Genomic DNA, 19,042 nt, shown 5'->3' with positions numbered 1-19,042 from the left:
GCAAGCTGGCTTTCGACGCGACAAGCCATCTACCCGGAGAGGACGCCATGACACCCATCATCCGCACGACCCTGCTGCGCGGCTCGGCCTTGCTGCTGGCCTTCGGCTTGCCGACGCTGCATGCCACCACCTACGTGTACGTCTCCAACGCCATCGACGGCACCATCTCGACGTACCAGCTGGCCGAGCAGACCGGCAAGCTCACCCCCGGCGCCACCGTGACCGCGGGCGGCAACGTGATGCCGATGGCGGTCAGCCCCGACCGTCGCTATCTGTACGCCAGCGTGGACAAGCCCACCCACGCGGTGCAGACCTTCACCATCGATCCCGCCACCGGGGGCCTGGACAAGGTTTCGCAGTCGCCGGTGTGGCATCCGATGGCCTATATCTCGCTGGACCGGACCGGCAACTACCTGTTCGCCTCCTCCTACGACGACGACGTGGTGACGGTGACGCCGATCCGCGCCGGCAAGCTGACCGACAAACCCACGCAGACGCTGAAGACCGACCGCAACGCGCATTCGGTGCACATCGACAACAGCAACCGCTACCTGTTCGCGCAGACCCTCGGCGGTGCCAAGGTGTTCCAGTACCGCTTCGATGCGAACACCGGCAAGGTCACCGCGAATGATCCGCCCGCATTGCAGTTGCCGACCGGGCTGGGCGCACGCCATATCGCCTTTTCACCTGACGACCGCTACGTCTACGTGCTCGACGAACTGCAAGACAAGGTGATCACCTACGCGCTCGATCCCGCCACCGGCCGGCTCACCCAGCAGGCCGTCACCAGCGCGATGCCGGCCGACACCACCCTGGTACCCGGCGCGCCGCGCTTCGTGCGCAACCCCACGCCGGCGCAGCGGCCGCACGCGGACACCAGCAACGATATCTGGGCCGCCGATATCCACGTCACGCCGGACGGCAGGTTCCTCTACACCTCCGAACGCACCAGCAGCGTGCTGAGCGCGCTCAAGGTCGACAAGGCCAGCGGCGCGCTGACCCTGGTCGGCACCTACCCCACCGAGAAGCAGCCGCGCGGCTTCGCCATCACGCCCGACGGCAAATACCTGATCTGCTCGGGCGAGAAGTCGGATCACATCTCCGTGTTCGACATCGACCCCACCAGCGGCGCGCTGAAACTCAACGGCCGTTATCCCGTCGGCCAGGATGCGAACTGGGTCGAGGTGGTGAAGTTCTGACGGCCGCGGTTGAGGGGACTTTTCGTTCGCGGCACCAAGCCACCGCAAAGCTCAAACGCTACCCGAAGGGCTGAAGGGGGCTTTTCGTTCGTGCGGAAAGGCCAAGATCAAGAGCGCCCTCTTCCGCCTTACGTGCCGCTCCTGCGACACGCCCTTCGGGCCGGCTTCGCCGTTCGCTTCGGCATCCTGCCTTCGCAGTCGGGCACCTTCTCCCGCAAGCGGGAGAAGGGACAGCGCCCATCCGCCCTATCGGGCACTTTCCCCCGCTTTGCGGGGAAGGAAGCTCAGCTTTTCAGCCGCGCGGGGGTGCTGCGGAGGATTCGCGTTTGACCAGCGAATACTTCATCACCTGGTGATTGCCGGCTTTGGGTTTGCCGCTGCGCTTGCAGCGGATTTCCTCCAGCATCAGGCGCACGGCGGTGCGGCCCATCGCCGTTACCGGCTGGTGGATGGTGGTGAGCGTGGGCCAGATGGTGGTGGCCACAGGAGTGTCGTCGAAGCCGGTGACCGACAGATCGCCGGGCACGCGCAGGCCCATGCCATGGGCCACTGCAACCACGGCCGCGGCCATGTCGTCGTTGCTGGAAAGAATCGCGGTGGGCCGGTTTTTCAGCTTCAGCAGCGTGCTGGCCGCCGCCAGGCCGGAGCGGTAGGTGAACAGCCCCGGCACGATGTGCTCGGCCGGCACCGTGAGACCCGCACGCGCCATGGTGTCGACGAAACCCTGCGCGCGCAGCACCGCGGGGGTGTGCTTGGGGTCGCCCTTGATCAGCGCGATCGCGGTGTGGCCAAGATCCAGCAGGTGCTGGGTCATCGCACTGGCGCCCTGGTAGTCGTCGATGCGCACGGAACTGATGCCCGCCACCGGCGCGCCGGTGGCCACCGCCACCACGGTGATGTTGGCCTGGTCCAGCTCGCGTTTGGTCTGGCGCGAGTCGCACAACGGCGGCGGCAGGATGACGCCGTCCACGCCGGTGTCCAGCAACCGCTGCACCGCGGCGCGCTGGCTGCGGATGCCACTACATTTTTCCACCAGGATCTGCGCGCCGCTGAGGCTGCCCTCTTCCAGCACGCCGATCATCAGCTGGTTCAGATAGGCCGCGCTGGGGTTGCTGTACAGCAGGCCGATGCGCGCCGCGTTGGACGAGCGCAGCGAGCGCCCCGCCAGGTTCGGCCGGTAGTTGAGCTCGGCCGCGGCGGCCAGCACGCGATCGCGCATCGCCTCGCCCACGCGCGGGTTGTTGTTCATCACCCGCGAGGCGGTCATCGGCGAAACCCCGGCGCGGCTGGCGACATCGAGGATGGTGACGGTTTGCGAAGTGCGACGCTTGCTCTTGGCCATGAAGCCTCCTGAGCGTCCAGTTTACCCGGCGTGCGGCGAAACGGCGGACCCGTGGTCTTCGAGAAAGCGGCGCACTTCGGCCATGTCGGGCATGGCGGCGAACGAACCACGCCGCCCCACCGCCAGCGCACCGCAGGCGGCGGCGAAGCCGAGCACCGCGTCGCGCGTGCCCGCGTCAGCCATCAGGTCGGCCAGCGAATCGGCTTGCGCCCGATGCGCGGCGAGACTGTAGAGCAAGCCGCCAACGAAGGCATCGCCCGCGCCGGTGGTGTCGACCGCGGTCACCGCATGCGGCTGGAAACGGCCCGCCTGCGCAGGCGTCAGCCAGTGGATCGCCGCCGCGCCGTCGGTGACGATGAGGCAGCGGGCGTGGCCCTGCCACAGGCGTCGGTACACGGCCTCGCGGCTGCCCGCCTCGGCGGCCATGAAATCCAGCTCTTCCACGCTCAGCTTGACCAGGTCGGCGGCCGCCAGCGTTGCCCACAAGCGCGGGTTGGGCTTTTCGCCGGCCGGCCACAAGGCCGGGCGCAGGTTCATGTCGAAGCTCACCAGCGCGCCCGCCTTGCGAGCCCGCGCCATGCCTTCCAGTGTCACCGCCGCGATCGCCTCCTCGGTGAGGCTGTTCGAACACACGTGGAAGATCGCCGCGTCGGCGAATGCGCGCTCGTCGAAGTGATTGGCGCGAAACAGCAGGTCGGCCGACGGTGGTCGATAGAAGCTGAAACTGCGCTCGCCGCTGGCATCGAGCGACACGAACGCCAGCGCCGTGTTCGCCTGGTCGGTGCGCTGCACGTAGCGCATGTCCACGCCCGCATCGGCCAGGCTGCGCAGCAGCAGATCGCCGAATGCATCGGCGCCCAGCATGCCGGCAAACGCCGCGTGTCCGCCCAGCTTCGCCACCGCCACCGCCACGTTCGCCGGCGCGCCGCCGGCATGCGGCAGGTAGGCCGGCGGCGACGACGGATCGGTGGGCGGCTGGGCGTGGAAATCGATCAGCGCCTCGCCGAAACAGAGGATGCTCTTCATGCCAGGCGCGATCCCTTGAAGCCGTAGTACAGGATGTAGACGTAGCACAGCAGCGGAATCACGAACGCATGCTGGATGCCGATCTGGTCGGCCAGCGCGCCCTGCGCGATCGGCAGCACGGCCCCACCCACGATGCCCATGATCATCAACCCCGAGGCGCGACCGGTCAGCGGGCCCATGTTGTCGATGCCCAGGGTGAAGATGGTGGGGAACATGATCGAGTTGAACAGGCCGATCGACACCACCGCCCACACCGCCACGTTGCCGTGCGAGGCCATGGTGCCGATCACCAGCAGCCCGGCGATCAGCGCGAACACGCCCAGCAGGGTGCGCGGGTCGAGCACCTTCATCAGCAGCCAGCCCACCGCACGGCCCACCACGGCGCCGCCCCAGTACAACGCCACGTAATGGGCGGCGGCGGCTTCGCTGATGTTGCCGATGTCCGGCCGGGCGATGAAGTTGATCAGGAAGCTGCCGATCGACACTTCCGCGCCCACGTAGACGAAGATGGCCACCACGCCCAACGCCACGCGCGGATGGCGCAAGGCGTCGATGAAGCGATGCTCGCTGGCCGCCGAGGCGTCCTCACTGGTGGCCAGCGGCGGCAACCGGAACAGCCAGATCGCCAGCGCCAGCAGCACCAGCACGACGGTCAGTACCAGATAAGGCCCCTGCACCAGCCGCGCCTGCGACATCCGGTAGGCGACCTGTTCGGCTTCCGGCAGCGCGGCCAGCGCGGCGGCCCCCAGCGTGGCGCCGGACAGGATCAAAGGACCGATGATGTACGGCCCCAGCACCGTGCCCACCGAGTTGAACATCTGCGCCAGGTTCAGCCGGCTCGACGCCAGCCGCGGCTCGCCCAGCAGGCTCACGTACGGGTTGGCCGCCACCTGCAGCGCGGTGATGCCGCTGGCCATGATGAAGAACGCGAACAGGAACAGCGGATACGACGACACCGCGGCCGCCGGCAGAAACAGCACGGCGCCCACCGCGGTCACCAGCAAGCCGGTGATGATGGTGGCGCGGTAGCCGATGCGCGCCAGCAGCGCGCTGCACGGCACCGACATGATGAAATACGCCCCGAAGAAGGTGAACTGCACCAGCATCACCTCGAAATAATTGAGCGTGAAAAGGCCCTTGAGGTGCGGGATCAGGATGTCGTTGAGTACCGTCATCAAGCCCCACATCAGGAACACGGCATTGATCACGATCAGCGCGGTACGGGTACTGGCGTTGCTACGAGGCATGGCGCGGCTACCTTGGTGAAAAACGATGGGTGGGCAGAATCGATGTCGATACCACGCGGAGCTTCCGCCATCCGCGCCGTGGGCGGCAAGCACGGTGACGCTGACGACGCCACGTTGCCTGATCCCCCGGCTGCCGACGAATCACTCGCCGACCCGTGTGATAACGTTACCCGTAAATCGCGATCAGGAAAAGCCTGCCGCCACATGGGCACGAATCCGTCGTCTGCGTATCGGCCACTCTCGGAGAAACCCGTATGAACCTCACCCACGTTGGCCGTGCAGCACATCGATCAAGCCGACCCTGGATCGGACTTCCAGCCGCCCTTGCGTTGTTGCTGCTGGGTATCGCCGGCTCCGCGCTGGCGGCGCCCGCCACCGGCACATGGGTGGAAACCTGGGGCCAGGCGATGGTTTCCCATGTCCAGCCTTCGCCTGGTCACGAGGGCATTTACGCCGCACCGCATCTGCGCGATGCCACGGTCCGGCAAATCGTGCGGGTCAGCGTGGGCGGCCAACGGGTGCGCGTGCGGTTGTCGAATGTGTACGGCTCGGCGCCGTTGACCATCACCGCGGCCAGCGTGGCGCCGGCCGCCGATGCGGCGGGCGATCACACCGCCATCGAACCTGCGCATGGCCACGCGCTGCGTTTCGGCGGCAAGCCCACGCTGACCATTCCCGCTGGCGCCACGGCGCTGAGCGACCCGATCGCGCTGGCTGTGCCGGCATTGTCCAACCTGGTGGTGAGCCTTTATTTCCACGACAACAGCGCCATCGCCGATTACCACGCCGCCCAGACCACGACCACCACGGCGGTGGTGGCGGGCAACGCGCTGCGGGCAGCATCGCTGGCGTCGCGGCCTCTGCTTGCGGCATTCGACAAGGATGCGGCGTCCCATATCTATGTGCTCGAAGGTGTGGAAGTCGAAGCGGCGCAGCCCACCCGCGTCATCGTGGCGTTCGGCGATTCGATCACCGACGGTGCCTATGCCACCGCGCCTGACAAGACCTGGCCGGGCGTGCTGGCCACGCTGGCAAACCGGACAACGTCACCCGGCGCCGGCGTCATCAACACCGGTATCGGCGGTAATGAATTGACCAGCGACCAGACCTATCTGCCGTTCGGCCCGGCCGCGCTGAAGCGTTTCGAGCGCGACGTGATCGACCGCGCCGGGGTGACCGACGTGATCGTGCTGCTGGGTACCAACGACCTCAACCGTGGCATCGATGCGGCCGGCCAGCCGCGCGGCGCGGCCGCTCACGACATCATCGACAGCTTGCGCATGCTGGCCGATGCCGCCCACGCACATCACCTGCGCATCCACGGCGGCACCATTCCGCCGTTCGCCGGATTCACCGGGGACGGCTGGTATTCACCGGCCACGGAAGCCACGCGCCAAAGCGTCAATCAATGGATTCGCAGCGCCGGCGCGTTCGACAGCGTGGTGGATTTCTCGCCGGCATTGGCCGGCGCGTACAACCCATCGCCGCTGGCCGCGCAACAGCCGACCTTGCCGGAAGGCATGGCCCAGGTGTGCGCCGGCGATACCGGCCTGCATCCGAACGATCGCGGTTACGCGGTGATGGGCACGCTGGCCTACAACGTGTTGTTCCATGCGCAGGAGCAGCCGGCCGCGCGCTGCCATTGAGGCAGGTTACACACCGTCGAACAGATCGCAGATCGACCCGCCCAGATGGGTGCCCGCGCGCACGCCGGCGGCGCTCATGTCGACATAGGCCCCGGTGTCTGGCGTGAAGCGGGGCCACGACGGCAACCCCGCGCCGTTGGGATCGCCGGTCTTGATGAAGTTGATGAAGTAGGCCTGCGGGCTCACCGCCGGCCGCGCGGCGTTCAATGGCGTGCCCTCGTACAGGTAGGGCAACTCGGCGCTGTGGTGCGATGGCTCGAAGGAGAACTGCGCCCGCCACGCCAGCGCGCCGTGCGCGGCGTAGCGCGCCAGCACGTGATTGCCCGCGCAGCGGAAATCGGTATCGGTGCCGATGCGCTCGGCCAGCGTTCCCAGGTTCGCCGCATCGGCAGCGGCTCCTGCGTTCCCGTCCACACCGTAATGTCGCGCGGCGGCGGCGTAATGCTGGCCAAATACCTGGTGCAACCGGCGGTCGATCTTCGCGCTGCCGCCGGGCACCTGCAGTTCGATGCGGTTGGTCGAGAGCACATAGGGAATCGCCGTTGCTGGAATGTCGGCGAGACTCGATGCCGGCGGCTCGGTGACGACTTTTCCGTCGACCACGGCCTGCAGCCACAGATAGCTGTCGTCGGTGATGGCGTCGGTGTGCAGTTGCAGGTCGGCCGCCAGCAGCGCCTTCAGCGGGGCGTTGCGCAGTTGCTGCAGGTTGTCCACGCGCAGCCGCTGTTCGAGCTGCGTGCCCAGCGCTTCGTTCTGCGCGAGGTTGCGCACGCTCTGGCCGAAAGCGGGCGTACCGCCGGTAGCCCATGCGCCGACGAACAGGTGCTGGTCGCGCGCTTCCAGCGTCAGCAAGCCCACGTCCATGCCGCCGGCCGATTGACCGGCGATGGTGACGCGCTGCGGATCGCCACCGAAACGACCGATCTCGCGTTGCACCCACTTCAACGCGGCCAGCTGATCCATCAAGCCGTAGTTGCCCGAGTGCCCGCCCTGCTCGGCCGACAACGCCGGCAGCGAGATGAAGCCGAGCACGCCGAGCCGGTATTGCACCGACACCACCACGATGCCCGCGTGTGCCAGCTTGATCCGGTCGATGTCCGCCGCCGAGCCGGCCCGGTTCGAACCACCGTGGATCCACACCAGCACCGGCAGCGGCCGCGACGGGTGCAGGTTCGGCGTGTTGAGGTTTAGGTAGAGGCAGTCCTCGCTGGAATGCATGGCGTCGGCCTTGTTCCAGCCGTAATCGTTCTGCGCGCAGGCCGATGGTGCATGGGTGGCATCGCGCACACCGGACCACGCCGCGACGTCCTGCGGCGCCCGCCAGCGCAGTGCGCCGGTGGGCGGAGCCGCGAACGGTACGCCGAGAAACACTGCGCCGCCCTTGCCGTCCGACTGCCCGGCCAGCCTGCCGTTATCGGTGGAGACGGTGACCTTCGCGGGCGCGGCCAGCGCCGACAGCGACGTCAGCAGCACCAGCCCGAAAAGCAGGCCTCGCAGGCGATGCGGCCTGGAGCCAACGGCGCGCGATGCGCGATGGGAATACGGGTTCCGCATGCGTTTCTCCGACAACGGTGCGCCTTGTGGCGATGTTCTGGTAACCTTACCACGACATCGCCGCGTGAACCCTCAGTCGCGCGCCGCGGTGCCCGTCCACCGGTCCGGTTTGTGGGAAAGATAGACATGACACTCAGCGAAAGCACTGCCCGTCAGGCGCTCCCCGATTTTCGCTCGCGCGAATTTCTGCTTGGGCATGCCGCTGGCATCATGCGTTTCTATCACCCGCGGTGTATCGATCCGGCGGGCGGTTTTTTTCATTACTTCCGCGACGACGGCAGCATCTACGATCGCGGCGGGCGGCATCTGGTCAGCAGCACGCGCTTCATCTACGACTACGCCATGGCGTGGAAGGCGTTCGGCGACCCGGCGTACCAGCAGGCGTTGCAGCACGGCCTGGATTACCTGCGGCAGGTGCATCGCAACCCGCAAACCGGCGGCTATGCGTGGGAGCTGCGCGATGGCGTGGTCACCGACGCCAGCCAGCATTGCTATGGCCTGGCGTTCGTGGCGCTGGCCTACGCCAAGGCGTTCCACGCCGGCGTCATCGAGGCCGAGGACTGGCTCGACGAAACCTGGGAGCTGATGGAGCAACGCTTCTGGGACGCCGACCACGGCCTCTACGCCGACGAGGCGGACGCGGACTGGAAGCTCAGCGACTACCGCGGGCAAAACGCCAACATGCATGCCTGCGAAGCGTGGCTGGCCGCCTATGCGGCCACCGGCAAGCCGCGCTACCTGGCGCGTGCGAAGCTGCTGGCCGAGCACATGGTCAATCGCCAGGCCGCGTTGACCGGCGGGCTGGTGTGGGAGCATTACCGCCCCGACTGGTCGGTGGATTGGGAATACAACTTCAACGACCGCAGCAACATCTTCAAGCCGTGGGGTTTCCAGCCCGGTCACCAGACCGAGTGGGCCAAGCTGCTGCTGATCCTGGAGAGCTACGCGCCCGAGCCTTGGTACCTGCCCAAGGCGCAGCAGCTTTTCGACTACGCGCTCACGCAAGCCTGGGATCACGAACACGGCGGCATGGTCTACGGCCTCGACCGTGACGGCGCGTTCTACGACACCGACAAGTACTACTGGGTGCAGGCCGAATCGCTGGCGGCGGCGGCCGTATTGGCCACCCGCACCGGTGAGGAGCGCTACTGGCAGGCCTACCAGAAACTGTGGCAATACAGCTGGCAGCACATGGTCGACCACCGCTACGGCGCCTGGTACCGCATCCTGAGCCGCGACAACCAGTCGTACAGCGACGAGAAGAGTCCGGCCGGCAAGACCGATTACCACACCATGGGCGCCTGCTACGACGTGCTGGCCTGGATCAGCTGAGCCTCACCAGGCGTCACCTGCGGCGGGCATGACGCCCGCCTGTCGGGTCGATTACGGCGCGGCCTCGAACCTCAGATGCTTGCTGAAGAACGGCAGCACCTCGTCCTGGAAGCGGAAGGCCACGTTGCTGACGTGGGTGCCGGGATAGATGTTGAAGCTGTTGCTGATGCCGTAGCTGTCGAGCACCTCGTGCAGCTTGCGCGCGTCGAAGCGCAGCCCGTCCTGGTCGCCCACGTCGATGGCGATCGCGCCATAGCGACGCAGGTTGCCGATGTACTGGTCGATGAAAACCAGCGGCGCATTGGCCGTCCATTTGGCCAGCACGTCCGGCTGCAGTTCCCCGTTCCTGGTGGGCAGGTCGAAATAGAACGGCGGCCTGGCCGGGTCGGGCGACCACGCCGCGGCGGTGGCCAGCGTGGCACGCGCCATGAACGGCAGGTCGACGGCGTCGGCGGCGGATTTGAGCGATTCCAGCGACGCCAGCGCCTTGGCGTCGAGCTGGTCGCCGGTGCGTGGCGACAGGCAGCACGGACTCATGATGTACAGCGCGCCGAACACGTCGGGGTGCTTCATGCCGATGCGCGTGGCGCCGTAGCCGCCCATGGAATGGCCGACCAGGCCGCGGCTCAGGCGATCGGGCAGCGTGCGGTAGTGGGCGTCGATGTAGGCGATCAGGTCATGCTGGATGAAGGTCTCGAAATCGCCCACGGTGGGCGAGCCCGAATACATCGAGCCGCCAAAGACCGTCTTCGAATCGGGCAGCACCACGATCATCGGGCGCGCGCCCTTGGCGAACGCGTTTTCGATGGTCTGCGGAACGTGGATTTCCTTGGTCCACTGCTCGGCGCCGATCGAATAGCCGTGCAGCGCATAGACCACCGGATAGTGGCGATCCGGATGGCTGGCGTAGTCGGGCGGCAGCACCACCAGCACATCGCGATCGGCGGACTCGTGCTCCAGGTTGCCCTCCAGCGAGGCGCCGTGCACCTTGATGTGCTCGACCGTCACCGCCTTCGCCCCGGCCACGGCCGGCGGGCTGTTGTTCGGTGCCTGCGCCTGTACCGGTGTGCCCCAGAACGCCAGCGATACCAGCGCCGCGCCAGCCAGGGCAAGCACTCGCCTGATGCCTCCGGAGGGGTTCGCGCGCGCGGCGTGCCGGTCACGGCAGTGGGTCTGGCCCATGGCATGGTCGATCATCGGTCACCCTCCAGCGGAAATTCGTAGATCGCGGTGGAGATCGCCGGCACCACCAGCTTCGTACCCAGCGCGGGCACAGCCGATTGCTTGATCGTCACGCCAGGCGCCGCACCGACCTTGTTTTCCGCGGCCAGGCTGGCGCCGCTCAGGCGCCACAGGGTGCCCTTGCCGATGGTGCGGGCGCCGTCGATCGTGATCGATACCGGCTGCGGCTTGTGCGTGGCGTTGACCACGGCAATGGTCAGCGTGCGGCGGTCGGGTGTCAGCGCGGCGACCATGTCCAGCGGATAGGTGGGGCTGCCCGCGTTGACCTTGGGGTGGTCGAAGCCCACCGGGTATTTCGGATCGGGCTGCGGCGCGTTGCCGCTGAGATCGAGCGGGATCATGCCTTCGCCGAAGTGCTCGCCATAAAGCTTGAACACCATGCCGGTGGCGTTGAGGGTGGACGCGGTGGGCGTGATGTCCATCGTGGACGAGCCCGTGGTGAACGCGGCCATGCGCAGGAAATCGGAATGGCGCAGCATTTCCTGCATCACCATCGAGTAGGCCAGCGACAGCTTCAGGTTCGGCTTGGCGCCGATGTACGCGTACTCGTCGATCGACAGGAAGGTGTTCGCCGCCTTCATCTTCGGGAAGCGCTGCTGGTAGATGCGCCACTCCTCGGCCTTCATGCGCACCTGGTTGGACGGCGCGCGGGCGAACTCCAGCAGCTCGTCGGCGGGCGGCGCGTCGGGGCGCTGTTCGACGCGGTCGTACCAGTGCTCGCTGATGCCGTCGAAGTTGCCCCAGGCCTCGCGCAGCAGGCCGCCGGTCCAGTCTTCCTCGGTGCCGAACTTGTGCTGGATGCTGGCCAGCGAAGCGTTCTCCTTGGCCTCGCGCGGATGCAGTTGGTCGGGCATGGCGCCCGATCCGATCAGGATGATCGACGGGTCGACTGCGCGCATCGCCGCCGCAAAGCGGTTGTGCTTCTGCATGAAGTAGTCGAGCGTGGTGCGGCCGATCTGCCACCAGCCATACGGCTCGTTACCGATGTTCCAGTAGCGCACGCCGTAGGGTTCGGGGTGGCCGTTGGCGGCACGCTTGGCGCCCCATTCGCTGCTCGCCGGGCCATTGAGGTATTCCACCTCGTCCGCCGCCGAATGGGCGTCGCCCAGCCCGGCGTTGACGGTCACGTAGGGCTCGACGCCGATCAGCCGGGTGAGCGTCATCCACTCGTCCATGCCGAAGTCGTTGGCCTGCATCGCACCCCAAGCCCGGTCGTACATCGGCGGGCGCAGGTCGCGCGGGCCGATCGCCTCGTGCCAGTCCCAGTTCGACAGGAAATTGCCGCCGGGCAGCCGCCAGAATCCGGAGTTGAGCGTCTTCAGGATCGCCACCGTATCGGCGCGCCAGCCGTCGATGTTGTCCGCCGGCATCAGCGACACCACGCCGACGCGGAAGTGGCCCGTACCGGTGCCGGTGATGGTGAACTTCGCATCATCCGTCCGGCGACCGGCCACGTAATGCAGCGGCACCGTCTGCCACGACGAGGTCGCCGCAGGCAGCTTCACCGTCTGCTGCTGGCGGGCGCCATCGCCCCACGCCAGCGTGACCGAGACGACCGCATCCGGCGTGCCGCTGAAAACGATATGGCCGTCGTAGGACTTGCCCTTGGCCACGCCGAGGCCGCTCTGGCCGATGCCGCGGACGTGCGAGCCATCCAGCGTCACCACCACGTCCTGCGCGCCGACGTAGGGATGGTCGCTGGCCATCGTCACCGCCGCGACGTCGCCGATCGGCCGCCACTTGCGCAGCGGCGGCAGCGGCGGGCCGTCGAGTCTCGGCGGCTGCACGGGATCGTGCGCGGCATCCACCACGGGGAAATAGAACTTGCGGTCGTCGAGCATTTCGGCCCACAAGGAGCGCGCCACCAGGCTGCCGATCGGCTCGATGAACATGCCGTACTCGTAACGCGACACCGGCTGGTGCTGCCGATCGACATGGATCTGTGCCTGCACGGCCGCCGCCTCGGCAGCGGCGGCGCCGAGTGGCAGCATGGCGACCGCGCAGGCCGCAAACAGCATCCCGATTCGAAACTTCCGCATCATCCCTTCCCCTTCGATGTGTTGTCAGCGCCGCGCCGCGGCCGTTGTCAGTCGGGCATCACCACCGCCCGATCCACCGAGAAACGCGCCTCGCGCGTCGCCACGCCGGTGTCGGGCTGGCCCGAACCCACGCTGACGGTGTAATCGCCCTGCATCACCTCGCGCTGGCCGTCGGCGGTGACCGCGCTGAGGTCGCGTGGCGAGAGGTCGAAGCTGACGGTGCGCGTTTCGCCTGGTTTCAACGCCACGCGCTGGAAGCCGCGCAACGCCACCTGCGGTGCGCCCGGAATATTCGGGAAGCGCAGGTAAAGCTGTGCCACGTCACCGCCTTCGCGCTGGCCGGCGTTGGTCACCACGGTGGACACGTGCAGGCCGTTGGCGGCGCCACCAGCGGCGGGTGTCACCTGAAGCGGCCCGTAGGTGAACTCGGTATAGCTGAGGCCGAAGCCGAACGGGTAGACCGGCTCGCCCTTGAAGTAGCGGTAGGTACGGCCTTCCATGCGGTAATCGCCGAACGGCGGCAGGTCGGCCACGCTGCGGTAGAAGGTCAGCGGCAGGCGGCCGCCCGGATCGGTCTTGCCGCTGAGCACGTTGGCGATGGCCAGGCCGCCGGACTGGCCCGGATACCACGCTTCGAGAATCGCCGCGGCGTTCTGCTTGCTCCACGCCAGGTCGATCGGGCTGCCGTTCATGGCCACCACGACCAACGGCTTGCCGGTGGCCTTGGCCCGCTTCAGCATCGCGATCTGGTCGGCCGGCAGGTCCAGCGTGGTCTTGTCGCCGCCGGCGAAGCCGGGCACGGAGACGCCGGTTTCCTCGGCCTCGAGGTCGGAGGTGAGGCCGACCACGGCCACCAGCACGTCGGCCTGCGCCGCAGCACGATCGAGATCGGCCTCCGGCGTGGTAGAGATGCGCTTCCACGCCAGGTCGACGTGACCGGTCACCTCGACGGTGATCGGATAGCGGTGGCCGCGCTCGAGGGTCACTGTCTTCATCGTCGCCAGGTCATTCCACGCGGAGTGGGTGCGGTCGACGAAGGCAGCGCCATTGAACGACATCGTTCCACGGGTGCCGGACAGGCCAAGCCGATAGGTGCCGCTTTCCGGCGGCACCAGGAAACCGGTCCACACGGTGCGGTGATGGTGGTTGACCTTGGCCAGGTCGAGATCGCGCTGCCCCACGTCAGGTTCGATGCGGCTGACCACCGGCTTGGCCTGGTAGCGGATGGCGGCGAGTTGCTTGGCCATGTCGGCGGCGTCGAACTTGGCCGGCGGCGGCGTCACCGGGTTGTAGTAGCGCGCCAGCAGCCCGGGCTTGCCATCGGGCGTTTGCAGCACGGCGGTGGGCACGCGGTCACCATCGGTGATCGATGGACCGAATGGCACCAGGGTCACCTGGCCTGCGGCCAGCACCTGCCGCAGGCCGTCCAGCACCGAAACCGGTGTGCCGCTGAGCGGCGACGAATAGTTGCCGCGCAGCACGCGCGTGGCGTCGCCCAGCGGGCCGATCACCGCCACTTTCACGCCGGCCTTGAGCGGCAGCACGCCGTCGTTCTTCAGCAGCACCAGGGTCTTTTGCGCGGCGTCCAGCGCCAGCTGGCTGTTCGCCGCGCTGCCGATGGCCGACGGCGGCACCGCCGGCGCCGTGCCGGGCAGGCCGGCCAGGTCGCCCACGCGGTAGCGTGCCGCGAACAGGCGCACCAGCGCGCGGTCGATGTCGGCCACCGAGATCAGGTCACGCTGCAGCGCTTCGCTGTAGCGATCCTCCAGCCCCGCGGTATCGGACAAGGTCGCGCCGTTGCATTCGTTGTCGACCCCCGCCCGCACCGCGGCGGCGACGGCGGCGGCGCCATCGGGCGCGTAGTGGTGGTGGTCGCTGATGTCCTTCACCGCATCGCAGTCGGACACCACGTAGCCGGTGAAACCCCACGCGCCGCGCAGGTAATGCTTCAACAGCATGTCGTTGGCGCAGGCAGGCTGGCCGTCGATGCGGTTGTAGGCGCACATCACCGAACCGGCCTTGGCCTCGGTGATCGCGGCGCGGAACGCCGGCAGGTAGGTGTCGACCAGGTCGTGCTTCGACACGAAAACGTTGGCTTCATGGCGGGTCGACTCGGGCCCGTTGTGCACGGCGAAATGCTTGGGCGTGGCGATAACCTCGGGACGATCTGGATTCGGCCCCTGCATGCCTTCGACGAAGGCAACGCCCATGCGCGCGGTGAGGAACGGGTCCTCGCCATAGGTTTCCTGGCCACGGCCCCAGCGCGGGTCGCGGAAGATGTTGAGGTTGGGCGACCAGGTGTCGAGCCCGGTGCCGATGCGGCCCAGACGTCCCGTCTGGCGTGCCAGCGTGTGCAGCCCGCGCACTTCGGTGCTGATCGCTGCGGCAACGCGCTTGACCAGCGGCGCATCGAAGCTGGCACCCAGGCCGATCGGCTCGGGGAAGTTGGTGGTGGGCAGCGTGCCCAGCGCGCCGTGCAGCGATTCGGTCCACCAGTTGTAGCGCGGGATGCCCAGCCGCGGGATGGCCGGCGCCACGTTGAGCAGCTGCGGCAGTTTCTCGGCCAGCGTCATCCGCGCTACCAGCGCCTCGGCCTTCGCGGTGGCCGCGTCGGTGGCGGTCTGGCTGGCGGCAGGTGCCGCTTGTGCCGCCACCGTGAGTGGAGCCAGTGCCGCCAATGCGACGACGGCCGAGATTCCTGTCCAGATACGCATGCTTGGCTCCCCTTCGATGGTTTGCGCAGTCAGTGACTGCCATGTTTCGCGTTCGATATGTGGCCTTACAGACCCTTCGCCGCCTGCGCCACGGCGCGGAACAGCGCGCGGCCCTTGTTCATCGTTTCCTCCCACTCGGCGGCGGGATCGGAGTCGTAGACGATACCGGCGCCGGCCTGCACGTGCAGGCGGCCGTCCTGGATCACCGCCGTGCGGATGGCGATGGCGGTGTCGGCATCGCCCCACCAGCCGATCCAGCCGATCGCGCCAGCGTAGATGTTGCGCTTGTACGGCTCCAGCTCCTGGATGATTTCCAGCGCGCGGATCTTCGGCGCGCCGCTGAGCGTGCCGGCGGGGAACGTGGCTTTCAGCACGTCCATGTAGCTGAGGCCGGCGCGCGCGGTGCCCTGCACTTGCGACACGATGTGCATCACGTGCGAGTAGCGTTCGATCGCGAACGAGTCGCTGACTTCCACGCTGCCGGTTTCGCTGATGCGGCCGATGTCGTTGCGGCCAAGGTCGATCAGCATCACGTGTTCGGCGCGCTCCTTCGGGTCGGCCAGCAGTTCGGCTTCCAGCGCCCGGTCCTCCTCCTCGGTGGCGCCGCGCTTGCGCGTGCCGGCCAGCGGGCGCACCAGCACCTTGCCGTCCTTCAGCCGCGCCAGGATCTCCGGCGAGGAGCCCACGATCTGGGTGGCGCCCAGGTCCACGAAATACATGTACGGCGAGGGATTCAACGCACGCAGCGCGCGATAGACGTCCACCGGCCGCGCATTGAAACCGATGCTGAGCCGCTGCGACGGCACCACCTGGAAGATGTCGCCGGCGCGGATGTATTCCTTCGCCTTCTCCACCATCGCCTCGAACTCCTCGCGGGTGAACGAGGATTTGAAATCGCCCTCGTCCAGCGCCACCGACTGCGCCAGCTGCGGGTACGAGGCGCCGCCCTGGCGCAGCCGGTAGACCAGTGCGTCGAGCCGGCGCTGCGCCTCGGCATAGGCCTGCGGCTGCGATGGATCGGCGTGCACGATCAGGTACAGCCGGCCCTTGAGGTTGTCGAACACGGCCACTTCCTCGGCCAGCATCAGCAGCACGTCGGGCGTGCCCAGCTCGTCGGCGCGGTCCCACCGGGCCAGCCGGGGCTCGATGTAGCCGATCGTCTCGAAGCCGAAATAGCCGACCAGGCCACCGGAGAACGCGGGCAGCTGCGGCAGCCGCGGCACGTCGTACTGCGCGCGCAGTTTCTCGATCTCGCCCAGCGGGTCATCGAGGTGGCGACGTTCGGTGACCTCACCCGAATCCTCCACTTCCAGCTCGTGGCCGCGCAGGCGGTACACACGCTTCGCCGGCAGGCCGATGATCGAATAGCGTCCCCAGGTGGCGCCGCCCTCGACCGATTCGAACAGGAAGGTGTACGGGCCATCGGCCAGTTTCAGGTACACCGACAGCGGCGTGTCGAGGTCCGAAAACACCTCGCGCACCAGCGGTATGCGCGTATGCCCTTGGGCAGCCAGCGCGTCGAACTCGTCTCGGGAAATCACGTGGATGATCCGGATGGCCAAACGGGGAACGGCCATTGTAGGGGCAGTCGCAAACATCCCGCGAATCGGGCCTTTCGCTCCCTCCCCTGCAACGGAGGGAGGAGCGATCTCAAGCCAGCCGCTGCCGCGGCATGTGCCGCAGCCGCAGGCTGAAGGCCACGCCGCTGCCGTCGTCGAGATTGCGCGCGCTGGCGCTGCCGCCGTGGCGCTCGGCCACCAGCCGCACCACGTACAGGCCCAGACCGAGATGCGGCGCGTCGCCGGGGACGGCCTTGTCGCGCAGGCTCACCAGCGAGTCGAACAGACGGCCCTGCATCGCCGCCGGTAACGGCGCGCCCTGGTTGGCCAGCTCGATCTCGGCGCCGTCATCGAGCGGGCGCAGGCTGAGCCGCAGCCAGCCATCTTCCGGGGTGAACGACAGCGCGTTGTCGAACAGTTTGTCCAGCGCCTGGGCAATCAGCTCGGGCGCGCAGTGCATGGGCAGCGGTGACTCCGGCAGCACGCAATCGAGGCGGCGCGTGCCGGCCAGCGCGCGGTAGGCATCGGCGCAACCGCGCACTACATCGCGCAGGTCCACATCCTCCGCCTCGGCAGCGGCGATCGCGCGTTCCATGCGGCTGGCCTCACCCATGGCGCGCACCAGCGCACCGAGACGTGCCGCGCCATCGCGGGCGCGGGCCAGGTAAGGCTGCGCCTCGGCGGGGAGCTGGGCATGTTCGAGGTTGTCCAGCGAGGACTTCACGATGGCCAGCGGCGTGTTCAACTCGTGCGACAGCTTCGACGCCAGCGTGCGCAGGTAATCGGTGTAGCCACCGACCACGTCGAACAGTTTCTCGAAGCTGCGCGCCAGGTCGCCGATCTCGTCGGGCGCGTCGCTCATCGGGAAGGTGATCCGCCGGGTTTGGCCATCCAGCCGTCCATCGTTCAACTGCGCCCGTTCGGCCGCATTGCGCAAGCGCGCCAGGCGCACACTGAGGCGGGTGGCGAAGGCCAGCAGGATCGCGCCGGCCAGCAGCAGCACGCCGACGCTGGTCAGCAACAGGCCCAGCAAGGCGCGATTGGCCAGCAGCGGCACCGCGCGACTGGCCTGTTCCAGCAGCAACACGCCGTCGATCCGGCCATCGCGAACGATCGGCACGGCTGCCGACAACACCACGCTGCCGCGCTCCTCGCCGGCGCGCCAGACGCTGGCGGGATGGCCCGAGGCCGCGGTGGCCACTTCGCCGGTTGCCAGCCGCGGCACGTCCTGCGACCACAGATCGGCGTCTTCCAGCCGCGCTGCCAGCAGCGAGCGATAGACCAGCGAGGCGAACCAGCCGGGCTGGGCATCCACGCCGGGGCGGGTATTCAGCCCACCGCTGCGTGCCAGCAACCAGCCGCCCGGTGCCAACACGCGTGCCTGCACGCGGTCCGGCGCCAGCTGCGCCAGTTCGGCCGACAGCGCCTCCGAGTAGCCCAGCAACGGTCGCACCGGGGCCGCCATGCGGTCGCCACCGGTGGCGGCGACGTAGACACCCACGCCCAGCCCGCGCAACGGCAGCGTGGCCGGCAGGCGCAGTTCCACCCGGAAGCCGCTGCCGTCCTCCTGCCATTGCGCCGCAAGCTGGTCGGGCAACCCGGGCACCGGCGGATCGAGCAGTTGGGCCACGACGGCACCCGGCGCCGCGCTGGCCAGCAGATAGCGTTGTTGCCCGGCGTCGTTGGCCAGCGCGAGGATCAGGTGATCGGCGGCCAACGCGTTCGCGTCGCCTGCGTCGGCGCGCGTGCGCTGGGTGTCGCTGACCTGCGCGTACAGGTACAAGCCGTCACCATCGCGCGCCAGCAACAGACTGCCGTCGGTCCCGCGACGGGGATTGAGCGGCTGACGCCACGGCGTCAGCGGCGCCCAGTCGTCGGCGTAACCATCCACGGTGATCGGGTTGACCGCGGTCTGCACGTACCAGCCCGCGTCGCCTTGCGCCTGTACCGCGCCGGTGACAGCCAGGCTGCGCGCCACCGCCCGTGCCGAGGCCAGCAAGGCCTGCGCCTGGCCTTCGCGCAGCAGCGATTCCATCTGCCGCGCGTACTGCCAGCCGGCCACCGGCAAGGCCAGCGTGCACAACGCCACCAGCAGCAGTTTGCGGCGCAGCGTCATGCGCCAGCCGCCCACATCAACGGCAT

12 protein-coding genes are annotated in these 19,042 nt (G+C 67.9%); 3 read left to right on the top strand and 9 right to left on the bottom strand.

Annotated features, from left to right (window positions below; all coding sequences use genetic code 11):
- Positions 1 to 47: 47 nt before the first annotated feature.
- A complete protein-coding gene (locus ACFPK0_RS12870; protein WP_377341277.1) occupies positions 48 to 1,199 on the top strand; it encodes a lactonase family protein in 1,152 nt (383 codons plus the stop codon).
- A 292-nt stretch (positions 1,200 to 1,491) separates the two neighbouring features.
- Here ACFPK0_RS12870 and ACFPK0_RS12865 read toward each other — a convergent pair whose 3' ends face one another.
- Genes ACFPK0_RS12865 through ACFPK0_RS12855 form a run of 3 tightly spaced genes read right to left on the bottom strand, consistent with a single transcriptional unit; the run spans position 1,492 to position 4,814 of the window.
- Entirely contained in the window at positions 1,492 to 2,541 is a 1,050-nt protein-coding gene (locus tag ACFPK0_RS12865; protein ID WP_377341275.1) for a LacI family DNA-binding transcriptional regulator, read from the bottom strand.
- Positions 2,542 to 2,562: 21 nt separating this feature from the next.
- A complete protein-coding gene (locus ACFPK0_RS12860; protein ID WP_377341273.1) occupies positions 2,563 to 3,567 on the bottom strand; it encodes a carbohydrate kinase family protein in 1,005 nt (334 codons plus the stop codon).
- A complete protein-coding gene (locus tag ACFPK0_RS12855) occupies positions 3,564 to 4,814 on the bottom strand; it encodes a sugar MFS transporter (RefSeq protein ID WP_056607771.1) in 1,251 nt (416 codons plus the stop codon). Before ACFPK0_RS12855 ends, ACFPK0_RS12860 begins: the two co-directional genes overlap by 4 nt.
- 254 nt (positions 4,815 to 5,068) lie before the next feature.
- Between ACFPK0_RS12855 and ACFPK0_RS12850 the strand changes: the two genes are divergently transcribed.
- A complete protein-coding gene (locus ACFPK0_RS12850) occupies positions 5,069 to 6,460 on the top strand; it encodes a GDSL-type esterase/lipase family protein (RefSeq protein WP_377341271.1) in 1,392 nt (463 codons plus the stop codon).
- A 6-nt stretch (positions 6,461 to 6,466) separates the two neighbouring features.
- Here ACFPK0_RS12850 and ACFPK0_RS12845 read toward each other — a convergent pair whose 3' ends face one another.
- Positions 6,467 to 8,014, bottom strand: a complete 1,548-nt coding sequence (locus tag ACFPK0_RS12845) for a carboxylesterase/lipase family protein (protein WP_377341269.1) — start codon at positions 8,012 to 8,014, stop codon at positions 6,467 to 6,469.
- 126 nt (positions 8,015 to 8,140) lie between these two features.
- Here ACFPK0_RS12845 and ACFPK0_RS12840 point away from each other — a divergent pair, with 126 nt between their 5' ends.
- Positions 8,141 to 9,346, top strand: a complete 1,206-nt coding sequence (locus ACFPK0_RS12840) for an AGE family epimerase/isomerase (protein WP_377341267.1) — start codon at positions 8,141 to 8,143, stop codon at positions 9,344 to 9,346.
- 51 nt (positions 9,347 to 9,397) lie between these two features.
- On the opposite strand, the gene ACFPK0_RS12835 is transcribed toward ACFPK0_RS12840, so the two are convergent.
- From ACFPK0_RS12835 to ACFPK0_RS12815, 5 genes are all read right to left on the bottom strand, one after another.
- Complete coding sequence (locus ACFPK0_RS12835; protein ID WP_377341265.1) at positions 9,398 to 10,543, bottom strand: alpha/beta hydrolase; 1,146 nt, start codon at positions 10,541 to 10,543, stop codon at positions 9,398 to 9,400.
- Positions 10,540 to 12,627, bottom strand: a complete 2,088-nt coding sequence (locus ACFPK0_RS12830; protein ID WP_377341263.1) for an alpha-N-arabinofuranosidase — start codon at positions 12,625 to 12,627, stop codon at positions 10,540 to 10,542. Before ACFPK0_RS12830 ends, ACFPK0_RS12835 begins: the two co-directional genes overlap by 4 nt.
- Positions 12,628 to 12,674: 47 nt before the next feature.
- On the bottom strand, positions 12,675 to 15,341 hold the full coding sequence (locus ACFPK0_RS12825) for a glycoside hydrolase family 3 C-terminal domain-containing protein (RefSeq protein WP_377341261.1): 2,667 nt from the start codon (positions 15,339 to 15,341) through the stop codon (positions 12,675 to 12,677).
- A gap of 65 nt (positions 15,342 to 15,406) precedes the next feature.
- On the bottom strand, positions 15,407 to 16,918 hold the full coding sequence (gene trpE, locus ACFPK0_RS12820) for an anthranilate synthase component I (protein ID WP_377341259.1): 1,512 nt from the start codon (positions 16,916 to 16,918) through the stop codon (positions 15,407 to 15,409).
- A 73-nt stretch (positions 16,919 to 16,991) separates the two neighbouring features.
- The gene (locus ACFPK0_RS12815; protein WP_377341257.1) at positions 16,992 to 19,016 is read right to left on the bottom strand and encodes an ATP-binding protein; all 2,025 of its coding nucleotides are present in this window, start codon (positions 19,014 to 19,016) and stop codon (positions 16,992 to 16,994) included.
- Between the last annotated feature and the right edge of the window lie 26 nt (positions 19,017 to 19,042).

Source organism: Rhodanobacter ginsenosidimutans (genome assembly GCF_042655685.1).
Taxonomy (GTDB): Bacteria; Pseudomonadota; Gammaproteobacteria; order Xanthomonadales; family Rhodanobacteraceae; genus Rhodanobacter; species Rhodanobacter ginsenosidimutans.
The sequence above is the reverse complement of the archived record's forward strand: the minus strand, read 5'-3'. Positions and strand labels throughout refer to the sequence as shown.